This window comes from Nonomuraea sp. MTCD27, assembly GCF_041950495.1.
Taxonomy (GTDB): domain Bacteria; phylum Actinomycetota; class Actinomycetes; order Streptosporangiales; family Streptosporangiaceae; genus Nonomuraea.
In genome coordinates, this window is record NZ_JBGNUW010000010.1 from 265,946 (window position 1) to 277,855 (window position 11,910).

General features: G+C 71.3%; 10 protein-coding genes. 4 read left to right on the forward strand and 6 right to left on the reverse strand.

The genetic code is table 11. From position 1 onward, the window contains the following. Positions 1 to 51 precede the first annotated feature (51 nt). From ACBJ59_RS29065 to ACBJ59_RS29080, 4 genes are all read left to right on the forward strand, one after another. Positions 52 to 1,761 carry a discoidin domain-containing protein gene (locus tag ACBJ59_RS29065; RefSeq protein WP_375113389.1) on the forward strand — a complete coding sequence of 570 codons (1,710 nt, stop codon included), beginning with the start codon at positions 52 to 54 and terminating at the stop codon, positions 1,759 to 1,761. Positions 1,762 to 1,778: 17 nt separating this feature from the next. After that, positions 1,779 to 2,621, forward strand: a complete 843-nt coding sequence (locus ACBJ59_RS29070; RefSeq protein ID WP_375113390.1) for a DUF1996 domain-containing protein — start codon at positions 1,779 to 1,781, stop codon at positions 2,619 to 2,621. Positions 2,622 to 2,682: 61 nt separating this feature from the next. Beyond that, on the forward strand, positions 2,683 to 3,219 hold the full coding sequence (locus ACBJ59_RS29075; RefSeq protein ID WP_375113391.1) for a DUF305 domain-containing protein: 537 nt from the start codon (positions 2,683 to 2,685) through the stop codon (positions 3,217 to 3,219). A gap of 9 nt (positions 3,220 to 3,228) precedes the next feature. Next, entirely contained in the window at positions 3,229 to 3,897 is a 669-nt protein-coding gene (locus ACBJ59_RS29080) for a phosphotransferase (protein ID WP_375113392.1), read from the forward strand. A gap of 90 nt (positions 3,898 to 3,987) precedes the next feature. Here the strand turns inward: ACBJ59_RS29080 and ACBJ59_RS29085 are convergent, their stop codons facing one another. From ACBJ59_RS29085 to ACBJ59_RS29110, 6 genes are all read right to left on the reverse strand, one after another. Next, a complete protein-coding gene (locus tag ACBJ59_RS29085; protein ID WP_375113393.1) occupies positions 3,988 to 4,791 on the reverse strand; it encodes an SDR family oxidoreductase in 804 nt (267 codons plus the stop codon). Between the two features lie 115 nt (positions 4,792 to 4,906). After that, positions 4,907 to 5,527, reverse strand: coding sequence for a phosphotransferase (locus tag ACBJ59_RS29090; RefSeq protein WP_364118787.1), 621 nt, complete (start codon positions 5,525 to 5,527; stop codon positions 4,907 to 4,909). Then, positions 5,524 to 6,255 (reverse strand): respiratory nitrate reductase subunit gamma, encoded by a 732-nt coding sequence (gene narI / locus ACBJ59_RS29095; RefSeq protein WP_375113394.1) that lies wholly within the window; start codon positions 6,253 to 6,255, stop codon positions 5,524 to 5,526. Before narI ends, ACBJ59_RS29090 begins: the two co-directional genes overlap by 4 nt. Further along, a complete protein-coding gene (narJ, locus tag ACBJ59_RS29100) occupies positions 6,252 to 6,806 on the reverse strand; it encodes a nitrate reductase molybdenum cofactor assembly chaperone (protein ID WP_375113395.1) in 555 nt (184 codons plus the stop codon). The genes narI and narJ overlap by 4 nt, the downstream gene beginning before the upstream one ends. Then, positions 6,803 to 8,404, reverse strand: coding sequence for a nitrate reductase subunit beta (narH, locus tag ACBJ59_RS29105; RefSeq protein ID WP_375113396.1), 1,602 nt, complete (start codon positions 8,402 to 8,404; stop codon positions 6,803 to 6,805). Before narH ends, narJ begins: the two co-directional genes overlap by 4 nt. Continuing rightward, the gene (locus ACBJ59_RS29110) at positions 8,404 to 11,895 is read right to left on the reverse strand and encodes a nitrate reductase subunit alpha (protein WP_375113397.1); all 3,492 of its coding nucleotides are present in this window, start codon (positions 11,893 to 11,895) and stop codon (positions 8,404 to 8,406) included. The genes narH and ACBJ59_RS29110 overlap by 1 nt, the downstream gene beginning before the upstream one ends. Between the last annotated feature and the right edge of the window lie 15 nt (positions 11,896 to 11,910).

The following is an 11,910-nucleotide window of genomic DNA, read 5'->3' on the forward strand; positions in this document are numbered from 1 at the left end:
CATCTCAGGGAGCGCTCCCTCGAACCATCCCTCCAGTTTGACGGAGACGTCGTGAGTCCACCCCGCAGCCCAGGTTTACGCCGCCTGGCGACGCTCGTCGCCCTCATGTTCGCCATGTCGCTGGTGGCGGTGCTGCCCGCCCGCGCCGCCGACCCCCTGCTGTCCCAGGGCAAACCCGCCACCGCCTCCTCCGCCGAGAACGCCGCCTTCCCCGCCTCCGCCGCCGTGGACGGCGACGCGGGCACCCGCTGGTCGAGCGCCTTCTCCGATCCGCAGTGGATCCAGGTGGACCTCGGCTCCACCGTCGCCGTCAGCCAGGTCGAGCTGAGCTGGGAGGCCGCGTACGCCACCGCCTTCCAGGTGCAGGTGTCCGCCAACGGCACGTCCTGGACCACCCTCCACTCCACGACCACCGCGACCGGCGGCAACCAGACCCTGACCGTCTCGGGCAGCGGCCGGTACGTCCGCGTCCACGGCACCCAGCGCGCCACCCAGTACGGCTACAGCCTCTGGGAGTTCAAGGTGTACGGGACCGGCGGCAGCTCCGGCGGCGAGCGGCTGCTGTCCTACAACAAGCCCGGCGTCGCCTCCAGCTCCCAGCACGACGGCAACTGCTGGGAGTGCACCCCGGCCAGGGCGTTCGACCTGGACCCGGCCAGCCGGTGGGCCACCGCCGCCTGGACGGACCCGGGCTGGATCTACGTGGACCTCGGCGCGACCGCGCAGATCAGCAAGGTCGTCCTGCAGTGGGACCCGGCCTACGCCAGGTCGTACCAGCTCCAGGTGTCCAACGACGCGAACAACTGGACGACCGTCTACAACACGACCAGCGGCAGCGGGTTCAAGCAGACGCTGAGCGTGACCGGCACCGGCAGGTACGTCCGCATGTACGGCACCCAGCGCGCCACCGCCTACGGCTACAGCCTGTGGGAGTTCCAGGTGTACGGCACCGGGGGCGACCCGACCGACCCGCCGGCCCCGCCGAAGGACCCCGCGAACCCGCCGGCCCTGGTGTGGAGCGACGAGTTCAACGGCCCGTCCGGCAGCAAGCCCGACGCCGCCAAGTGGCGGGCGGACCCGGGCACGGGGCCGAACAACGAGCTGGAGTACTACACCAACCACGACAACGCCTCCATGGACGGCCAGGGCCACCTGGTCATGGAGGCGCGCAAGCAGGCCACCCCCGGGTCCGCCTGCCCGCCCGACCCGCTGACCGGCAGCACCACCTGCCAGTACACCTCCGCCAGGATGAACACCAGCACGAAGTTCCACTTCACCTACGGCCGGGTCGAGGCCCGGATCAAGGTACCCAAGGGCAACGGGCTCTGGCCGGCGTTCTGGATGATGGGGGCGGACTTCCTGACCGGGCGGCCGTGGCCGTACAACGGCGAGATCGACATCATGGAGGTCCTCGGCAAGGACGTGAAGACGTCGTACTCGACGGTCCACGCGCCCGCGTACAACGGCGGCGGGGGCATCGGGTCGCCGTACACGCTGCCGAACGGCGCCGACTACTCCGACGACTTCCACGTCTGGGCCGCCCACTGGGACAGCAAGGGCATCGTCTACACGCTGGACGGCCGGACGGTGTTCACGCTCAGCAAGGACCAGGTGGAGCAGACGCGCGGCCCCTGGATCTTCGACCACCCCTTCTACCTCATCCTCAACCTCGCGGTCGGCGGTGACTGGCCGGGCCCGCCCAACACGGCCACGCCGTTCCCGTCCCGGATGCTCGTCGACTACGTGCGGGTCTACCAATGATCACCAAGGGAGCCGCCATGCTCGCCTCACGTCTCATCGCCCTGCTGTCCGTGTTGCTCGCGACGTTCGCCGTGGCCCCGCGCCCGGCGGTGGCCGAGCCCGTACGGGTGGCGGAGTTCCTCGCCGACTGCCCGTTCAGCCACCGGCTGCCCGACGACCCGATCGTCTTCCCCGGGCTGCCCGGCGCCTCGCACATGCACAGCTTCTTCGGCAGCCGGGTCACCAACGCCCACACCCAGCTCAACGACCTGCTGAACGGCGCCACCAACTGCAACCCGGCCGTGGACAAGTCGTCGTACTGGGTGCCGACCCTCTACCGGGACGGCGCGCCCGTCGAGCCGGCCATCGTCACCTTCTACTACCTCGGCGAGGGGGTGCGTGACGACATCATCGCCAGGATCCAGCCGCTGCCCCTGGGGCTGCGGATCGTGGCGGGCAACGCCAGGGCGACCGGACCCGACAGCACGACCATCTCCCGCTGGTCCTGCCTGCACGCCGGGCACGTGGGGGCCTCCAAGGACTTCGTGAACTGCCCGTCGGGGACGATGCTGGAGTCGTACCTGGACTTCCCGCAGTGCTGGAACGGGCGGGACCTGGACTCCGCCGACCACAAGAGCCACATGGCCTACCCGGTGGCAGGGGCGTGCCCGAGCACGCATCCCGTGCCGGTGCCGAAGTTGCGGCAGGTGATCCGCTACCCGGTGAGCGGTGACCCCTCACACTTCCGGCTGTCGTCGGGAGGCGGGTTCACGATGCACGGCGACTTCTTCAACGCCTGGCCGGTGGCCGAGATGGAGCGCCGGGTGCGGGACTGCATCCGCCCGATCATCAAGTGCGGCGCCGACGGGCGCCCGTCGTAGATCCTGTCCGCTGTCCGGGCGGGAGGCCGCTCCCGCCCGGACCTGGCCCCGGGGAGTGCCGGTGCTGCGATGCCTGCTGCCGATTCTGATCCTGGTCCTGGCGGGCTGCTCGGCTGCCGTCGAGCCCGTCGCCACGCCCGCCGCCGGCCCCGGGTTCAGCACGACCGACGTGGCCTGGTTGCAACTCGCCGACGCGCTGCACACGCGCGCGCTGCCCCTCCTCGCGCTCGCCCCCGAGCGTGCCGCCGAACGGCCGCTGGGTGAGCTGGCGGCACGGCTGGGCAGGGCGCACGAGGCGGGGCGCGGACGGCTGCGCGCGCTGCTCGTCCGGGCCCGGGTGACCGGTGAGAACCCGCACGCCCAGCACGACATGCCGGGCATGCCCACGGCCGAGGAGCTGAAGGCGCTGGAGGGGTCGCGGGGCCGCGGCTTCGACCGGCGGTTCACCGAGCTGCTCCGGGCGTACCTGGATCAGCTCGTGCTGGTCGCCGACGGCGAGCGGAGCTCGGGCGGCGCCGCCGAGGTGCGGGAGCTGGCCGACGCGATGGCTCGCGAGCACGCCGCCGAACGCGCCGAGCTGGAGCGGATCGCCGCGTAGGTTGGGCTCATGGAGCTCGGGGAGCTGGTGGGGACGGGGCGCAGCGCGGACGTGTACGCGATCGGGGGCGGGCGCGTGTTACGCCGCTACCGGAGGGAGGCCGACACCGCGGGGGAGGCGGCGGTCATGGCGTACGTGGCCGGGCACGGCTATCCCGTTCCCGAGGTCTATCCCGATGAGGGCGACGCCACCGACCTGGTGATGGGGCGGCTGTCCGGGCCGACGATGTTGCGGGCCGTGGTCGACGGGGAGCTCACGCCCGAGGAGGCCGGTGCGATCCAGGCGCGGCTGCTGCGGCGGCTGCACGAGATCCCGGCCATGGAGTCGTCGGACCCCGCCGACCGGATCCTGCACCTGGACCTGCATCCGGACAACGTGATGCTGACGGCGAGCGGCCCGGTGGTGATCGACTGGTGCAACGCCGGAGAGGGGCCGCCCGCGCTGGACAACGCGATGTCGGCGCTGATCCTCGCGCAGGTGGCCGTGGACCCGGAGTTCGCGTTCGCGCCCACGGCGCGGTCGACGCTCGTCGCGCTGGCGGCCGAGCTGGGCGGCGACCTGGACGTGGGCGAGCCGCTCGACCGGGTCAAGGCGCGCCGCGATGAGGACCAGGGTCTCACCGAGCGCGAAGCGGGGCTGCTGGGCGAGGCGGTGGAGCTGGTCAGGCAGCTCCGGTGAGCCGGGTCGGCGCCAGGAAATGAGCGGAGGGTCACCGCCAGGCGGTGAGCCGGGCCGGGGTCAGCGTCAGGCGGCGAGCCAGGGCCCGGGTCAGCGCCAGGCGCCGGCGGCGGCGGCCTGCTCGGCGTAGGTCTCGAAGGACTTGGGCGAGCGGCCCGTCACCTGGCTCACCGTCTCCGCGACCGGCTGGTCGCCGAGGGCGCGCAGGGCCGCGAACGCCTTGGCCGCCTGGATCGACTCCCCGGAGAAGCCGTTGGCCGCGATGTAGTCCTCGTCGCCGCCCAGATAGCGCACCTCGCGCCCGGCCGCCCGGCCGACGATCCGCACGGCCTCCTCGAACGGCAGCGAGCGCGGCCCGGTGACCTCGTAGGAGCGCCCCTCGTGGCCCTTCCCCGTGAGGGCCGCCACGGCCACGGCCGCGATGTCGCCCGCGTCGACGAACGCCTGGCCCACGTCGCCGAGCGGCAGCATCAGCTCGCCCGCCATGATCGCCGGTCGGAAGAAGCCCTCGTCGAAGTTCTGGTCGAACCAGCTCGGCCGCAGGATCGTCCACGCGGCGCCGCAGCCGCGGACCGTGCGCTCGGCGGCCAGGAGGCGCTCGTCGCCCATGGTCTCGATGCTCCCGCTGGACAGCAGCACGATCCGCTCGACGCCCCGCTCCACGGCCAGGGACACGAACGCCGGATCGACCGGGGTGCCGTCGGGGGCCATCAGGTAGAGGGCCGACGCGCCGGTCACGGCGGCCTCCCACGTGTCGGGCGCGGACCAGTCGAACCTGGTCTCGCCGCTCCTGGAGGCGGCGCGCACGGGGTGGCCGGCAGCTCGCAGCAGGTCGGCCACGCGACGGCCGGTGGAGCCCGTGGCGCCGAGGACAAGGATCACCTGATCGGTCATGCCCCGAGTCAAGCAAAAGACACCGACAGAACCGGTCAAGGGCGCGGGAGGGCGCGGAGGCGGACCGACGCGGACCGAAGGGGGACGGACGCTGACGGACGGGGACGGACGGGGACTATTCGGTCCAGGCGGCCGTGGCGTCGAGGCGCTCGCGCCAGAGCTTCTCGCCGCCCCCGCCCGGCTCCCACCGGGCGCAGAAGTCGAGCAGGTCGCGGCAGCGCGCCACCATGGCCGCCTGGCGCTCCGGCCAGGCGGGGACGGGCTCGGCGTACGCGGTGAAGAAGTGCGACAGCAACGGCACGTGCTCGGGGTGGTGGCTGCGGACGATCCACTCCAGCCAGGCCAGGTCCTCGACCGGCCGGCCAGGGTGGGCCCACTCCCAGTCGAGGATCGCGATGGTCTCGAACGTGGCCGGGTTGAACAGCATGTTCTGCGGGCCGTAGTCGCCGTGCACGATGCCGAGCCGGTGGATGCGCGACAGCATGCGCCCGCACTCGGTGAACACCTCCACCGCCCGCCCCTCGTCCAGGAGGTCCTGGCCGTGGGAGCCGTCCACGAAACGGGTGGTCAGGCTGGTGGCGGTGACCTGGTGGACGCGGGGGACCGGGAGACGGCCGCGCAGGCGGCGCAGGTATCGGCTCTCCGTGCTCAGCCTGAACGCCGCCTCGGGACCCTGGTAGCACTTCACGACCAGGGCGCCGTCGCCGAATGTGCTGTTGGTGTACCCGTGCTTCACAAGGGTCGATTCTGGCGTACCCGGACCCCTCCCGGGCGCCTCGGCACGCCATCCGGACGGCTCCGATACACGATGTAAGGGCGGAACAAATAGCCCAACGGTGCGGAAAGCGCGTGCACCAAGCGGCTGAACGGGAAAAGCACGAACAGCATCATCCCGATGAGTGTGTGCACCTTGTAAAGATCGCTCGCGCGAGCCATCGCCTCGGCGTCCGGCTGCAGGACGAAGATCCCGCGGAACCAGGGCGCGACCGTGGTGCGATAGCTGACCTCGCTCGGTACGAACCCCGCCACCGTCGTCACCACGCCCGCGACGATGGACCCGGCCAGCACCAGGTACATCACCTTGTCGTTGACCGTGGTCGCCAGGAACACGGGGCCCTGGGTGCGGCGGCGGTAGATCAGCAGGCCCAGCGCCACCAGGGTGACCACGCCGGCCAGGCCGCCCCAGATGAGCGCGTTGAGGTGGTAGGCGTCGTTGGACACGCCGACGGCGTCGGTCCAGGCGATCGGGATGAGCAGGCCCGTCACGTGGCCGACGATCACGAACAGCAGGCCGTAGTGGAACAGCGGGCTGGCCACGCGCAGCAGCGGGCTCTCGTAGAGCTGGGAGGAGCGGGTGGTCCAGCCGAACTTGTCGTACTTGTAACGCCAGATCAGCCCGCCCACGAAGATCACCAGGGTGAGATACGGCGCGACCACCCACAGCGCGCTCTCGACCCAGGTCACAGGTAGCCTCCCACGCTCTCGGCCGGCGGCCCGGCGGCCGCCAGGCGGGCGGCCTTCGCCCGGTCCGCGGCGCTGATGGGCGGCAGGGCCGCGCACACCGTGCCGATCACGTGCCGGTACGGCGAGTCGCGCTCGGTCAGGGCGGTGAGCAGCAGTTCGAGCCCGGCCCGGTGCTCCACCAGCAGCTCGGCGCCCGAGGGGTCGACGGCGGCGAACTCCAGCAGCACCGGGAGGAAGTCCGGCAGCTCGTCGTCCATCAGCTCCCAGCCCGCCGCCCGGTAGCGGCTCTTCAGCGCGGCCAGCGACTCGCCGCGGCGGCGGGTGTCGCCGTCGGTGTAGTAGGTCAGGTAGAGGCAGCAGCGCCGCTGCAGGTCGAACGTGTCCACGTAGTGCGCGGCCAGCTCGCCGGGGCCCAGGCCGGAGACGAGCCCCAGGAACGTGCCGAAGTGCGGTTCGGCGGCCTCCTTGATGAGCGGCAGGCGCCGCCAGAAGCGCTCGTCGGGATAGGCGAGCAGGTGGGCGGCGGCCTGCCAGACGACGGCCTGGGTCATGACTTCTTCCTCCTTGGTGGGAACAGGCCCGCCGGGGTGCCGCGGCCGTCCCAGTTGAGCAGGTTCACCCGGTCGCGGGTGATCTCGTCGCTGGTCTGGCGCTCCTTCAGGCCGTGGAAGCTCTCGATCGAGACCGGGGCCGGCTTGCCGGACGCCTCGCCGAACGGGCCCTGCATGCCCGGCCCCCCGTCGTAGTCGAGGCTGCAGCCGCCCTCCTCCACGACACCCGGCGGGTTGCCGTAGGCGGTCGGGATCACGTAGCGCTCGTCGTACTTGGCCAGGGCCAGCAGGCGGTACATGGCGCGCAGCTCCTCCTCGGACAGGCCGGCGTCCGGCAGGACCGGTCGCTCGCCGAGGTTGACCGCCCGCATGTACGAGCGCATCGCGGCCAGGCGGCGCAGCGCGGCGGTCACGGGCGCGGGGTCCCCGGCGGTGAACAGCTCGGCCAGGTAGTCGATGGGGATGCGCAGCGACTCGATGGCGGCGAACAGGTTGTCCGCGTCCTCGCCGTCGTGGCCGGTGGTGGACAGGGCGTCCACGACGGGGGAGAGCGGCGGGACGTACCAGACCATGGGCAGCGTGCGGTATTCCGGGTGCAGCGGCAGCGCTATCCGGTACTTCTTGATCAGGTCGTAGACGGGCGACCTGCGGGCGGCCTCCAGCCAGTCGGCGGGCAGGCCGGCGGCCTCGGCCTCGGGGCCGTGCGGGTCGATGAAGAGGTCGAGCTGCGCCTCGTACAGGTCGTGCTCGTCGGTCACCGAGGCGGCCTCGGTGACCCGGTCGGCGTCGTACAGCAGGACGCCCAGGTAGCGCAGGCGGCCCACGCAGGTCTCCGAGCAGACCGTGGGCAGCCCCACTTCCACGCGCGGGTAGCAGAACGTGCACTTCTCGGCCTTGCCGGTTTTGTGGTTGAAGTACACCTTCTTGTACGGGCACCCCGTCACGCACATTCGCCAGCCCCGGCACCGGTCCTGGTCGACCAGCACGATGCCGTCCTCGGACCGCTTGTACAGCGCCCCGGACGGGCAGGAGGCCACGCACGACGGGTTGAGGCAGTGCTCGCAGATGCGCGGCAGGTAGAACATGTACGCCTGCTCGAAGTCCAACTTGACCTGGTCCGACACCTTCGCCAGCACCGGGTCGGGGCTCGGGTCGCCGCCCAGGTTGTCGTCCCAGTTGGAGCTCCAGCCGATCTTCACCGGCTCGCCGCTGATCAGGGACCGGGGCGGCGCCACGGGGACGTCGCCGGACAGCGGGGCCGTGGTGAGGTTCTCGTAGTCGTAGGTCCAGGGCTCGTAGTAGTCCTGGATGGAGGGCATCAGGGGGTTGGCGAAGATGCTCAGCAGCTTGCGCAGGCGGCCTCCCGCCCTCGGCTTCAGCGCGCCCCGGCGGGTCAGCTCCCAGCCGCCCCGCCAGCGCTCCTGGTCCTCGTAGCGCCGGGGATAGCCCTGGCCGGGGCGGGTCTCGACGTTGTTGAACCAGACGTACTCGACACCGGGCCGGTTGGTCCACGTCTGCTTGCAGGTGACCGAGCACGTGTGGCAGCCGATGCACTTGTCGAGGTTCATCACCATGGCGATCTGGGCCATCGGCTTCATCAGTACCGCACCTCCTGTGATCTGCGCCGGATGGTGGTGATCTCGTCGCGCTGGTTGCCCGTGGGACCCAGGTAGTTGAAGGCGTACGACAGCTGGGCGTGGCCGCCGATCATGTGGGTGGGCTTGATGAGAACCCTGGTCAGGGCGTTGTGGATGCCGCCCCTGAGACCCGTGGCCTCCGACTTCGGCACGTCGATCAGGCGGTCCTGGGCGTGGTGCATGTAGACGGTGCCCTTCGGCATGCGGTGCGAGACGACGGCCCTGGCCACGACCACGCCGTTGCGGTTGACCGCCTCCACCCAGTCGTTGTCCGCGATCCCCAGGCCGGTGGCGTCCTCGGTGGACATCCAGATCGTCGGGCCGCCTCTGGAGAGGGAGAGCATGAGGAGGTTGTCCTGGTACTCCGAGTGGATCGACCACTTGCTGTGCGGGGTCAGGTAGCGCAGGGTGCCGCTCTCGCCGTACAGCGCGGCCAGGTCCAGCGGGGGGCGGTAGACGGGGAGCGCCTCGCCGTACTCGTGGATCCACTCATGGTCGAGGAAGAAGTGCATGCGGCCGGTCAGCGTGTGCCAGGGCTTGCCGTGCTCGACGTTGATCGTGAACGGGGAGTAGCGGCGGTCGTGCGACTCCTTGCCCGACCATTCGGGGCTGGTGGCGACGTGGGTGGGCCTGGCCTGGGTGTCGCCGAAGACGATGCGGTGCCCCTCGTGCGCCAGACCGTCGAGGTTCGCACCCGTGCGCCGGGCGAGCTGCCGGAAGCCCTGCACGGCCAGCCGGCCGTTGCTCACCCCCGACAGCGCGAGGATCGTCTCGCACGCCTTGCTCTCGGTGTCGAGCTCCGGCCGGCCCTTGGCCGCGCCGCGCGGCACCAGGCCGCAGCACTCGCCCAGCCAGGTCACCTCCTCGTCGGGCAGGAACGTCACGCCCTTGACCGGGATGCCCAGCTTCTCCGTGAGCGGGCCCAGGGCGGCCAGCTTCTCCGCCGTCGCGCCGTAGTCGCGTTCGACCACCTTGAGGTCGGGGCCCCGGTCACCGGCGAGCTCGCCGGGGGTGTCGTGCTGGTGCGCGAGCGCCACCACGTCCCTGCGGACGCCCAGGTGCTTCTTGGCGAGGTCGCTGAAGGCGCGGGCGATGGCGTGGAAGGCGGCGAAGTCGGTCCTCGTCTCCCAGGGCGGGTTGATGGCCGGGTTGAAGGCGTGCACGAACGGGTGCATGTCCGTGGAGGACAGGTCGTACTTCTCGTACCAGGTGGCGGCGGGCAGCACGACGTCGGAGAAGACCGTGGAGCTGGTCATCCGGAAGTCCAGGGTCAGGAGGAGGTCCAGCTTGCCCACCGGCGCGTCGGGGTCGGGGTGCCGCAGGTTGGAGGCCGTGCCGAGGAGGTGGTGCAGGAAATACTCGTTGCCCTTGGCGGAGGAGCCCAGCAGGTTCGAGCGCCAGAGGGTCAGCACGCGGGGCCAGTTGCGCGGGTCGTCCGGGTCCTCCGCCGCGTGCCTGAGCCGGCCCGCCGCGAGCTCGGCCCGGGTGTACGCGACGGGGTCGTCGGCGTCGCCCAGCTCCAGGGGGTTGCGGTCGAAGGCGGGCGCCATCGGCATCCAGCCGTTGCGGATCGACTCCGTCACCAGGTCGGCCGTGTGCTTGCCCCGGAACGCGCCCCTGGCCAGGGGGCTGGTCAGCTCGCCGGCGTCGAAGTGGTCGTAGCGCCACTGGTCGGTGTGCAGGTACCAGTACATGGTCCCGGGGACCTGCCTCGGCGGCCGTGCCCAGTCGAGGGCACCCGCCAGCAGGGACCAGCCGGCCAGCGGGCGGCACTTCTCCTGGCCCACGTAATGGGCCCAGCCGCCGCCGTTGCGGCCCTGGCAGCCGGTCAGGACGAGGAGCGACAGGAAGGCCCGGTAGATCGTGTCGCCGTGGAACCACTGGGCGGCGCCGGCGCCCAGGATGATCATGCACCTGCCCCGGGTCGCCTCCGCCGTCCTGGCGAACTCCCTGACGATCTTCACCGCCCGTCCGGCCGGCACACCGGTGATGGGCTCCTGCCAGGCGGGCGTGTAGGGCTCCGCCGGGTCGTCGTAGCCGGCGGGCCAGGTGCCGGGCAGGCCGGGGCGGTGCACGCCGTACTGGGCCAGGAGGAGGTCGTAGACCGTCGTGACCGTCCGGCCGGCGATCCGGTGGACGGGGACGCCTCTGCGCACCGAATGGCCGCCGTCGAAGCGGGGGAGCAGGACCTCCGCCGCCTCGGCCCCGTAGAGGGTGAGCTTCGGGGGCGAGTCGAGGTTCAGGTTCCAGCGGCCCAGGCCGGAGTCCGTCCAGCGGAAGCCGGCCGAGCCGTTCGGGACCACGGGCTCGCCGGTCTCCGCCATGAGGACGGTCTTATACTCGGCCGCCTCCTCCTCCGAGCCCAGATCCCTGGCCGTGAGGAAGCTGCCGGGCACGTACGCGTCCCCGTGCCGCTCCAGCGTGACCAGGAACGGCAGGTCGGTGAAGCGCTTGACGTAGTCGGCGAAGTAGGGGGTCTCCCGGTCGACGAAGAACTCCTTCAGCAGCACGTGCCCCATCGCCATGGCCAGCGCCCCGTCCGTGCCGGGGCCCACGGAGAGGAACTCGTCGGCGAACTTGGCCGCGTCGCTGTAGTCGGGGGAGATCACCACGACCTTCTGGCCCCGGTAGCGGGCCTCGGCCATCCAGTGGGCGTCCGGGGTGCGGGTGACCGGGACGTTGGAGCCCCACATCATCAGGTACGCGGCGTCCCACCAGTCCGCCGACTCCGGCACGTCCGTCTGGTCGCCGAACACCTGCGGGGAGGCCACCGGGAGGTCGGCGTACCAGTCGTAGAAGGACAGCATCGTGCCGCCGATCAGGGACACGAACCTGGCGCCGGTGGCGTGGGAGACCATCGACATGGCCGGGATGGGGGAGAACCCGGCGATCCGGTCGGGGCCGTAGGTCCTGATGGTGTGGACGTGGGCGGCGGCGACCAGCTCGGTGGCCAGGTCCCAGCTGACGCGGACGAGGCCGCCGTGGCCTCTGGCGCTCTGGTACTTCGCCCTCTTGTCGGGATCTGTGGTGATCTCGGCCCAGGCGGCCACCGGGTCGCCGAGGCGTTCCTTCGCCTCCGCGTACATCTCGACCAGGACGCCCCGCGCGTACGGGTAGCGGATCCGGGTCGGCGAGTAGGTGTACCAGGAGAAGGCGGCGCCGCGCGGGCAGCCGCGCGGCTCGTACTCGGGACGGTCGGGGCCGACGCTCGGATAGTCGGTCTCCTGGGTCTCCCACGTGATGATGCCGTCCTTGACGTACACCTTCCACGAGCACGAGCCCGTGCAGTTCACGCCGTGCGTGGAGCGGACCACCTTGTCGTGGCTCCAGCGGTCACGGTAGAAGGCGTCGCCTTCCGTGCCGCCCTTCAGGAAAAGGGTGTGCAGGTCGCCGCTGGTCGTCGATCTGCGCAGGAAGCGGCCGGTCTTCAGCAGGACGTCCTCGGCGCTCATACCCCCACTTCATCA

Bases quoted from the DNA above. Each gene is read 5' to 3' on its own strand.
- ACBJ59_RS29070 (WP_375113390.1), top strand. From the start codon at position 1,779: ATGCTCGCCTCACGTCTCATCGCCCTGCTGTCCGTGTTGCTCGCGACG.
- ACBJ59_RS29080 (WP_375113392.1), top strand. From the start codon at position 3,229: ATGGAGCTCGGGGAGCTGGTGGGGACGGGGCGCAGCGCGGACGTGTAC.
- ACBJ59_RS29085 (WP_375113393.1), bottom strand. From the start codon at position 4,791: ATGACCGATCAGGTGATCCTTGTCCTCGGCGCCACGGGCTCCACCGGC.
- narJ (WP_375113395.1), bottom strand. From the start codon at position 6,806: ATGACCCAGGCCGTCGTCTGGCAGGCCGCCGCCCACCTGCTCGCCTAT.
- narH (WP_375113396.1), bottom strand. From the start codon at position 8,404: ATGAAGCCGATGGCCCAGATCGCCATGGTGATGAACCTCGACAAGTGC.
- ACBJ59_RS29110 (WP_375113397.1), bottom strand. From the start codon at position 11,895: ATGAGCGCCGAGGACGTCCTGCTGAAGACCGGCCGCTTCCTGCGCAGA.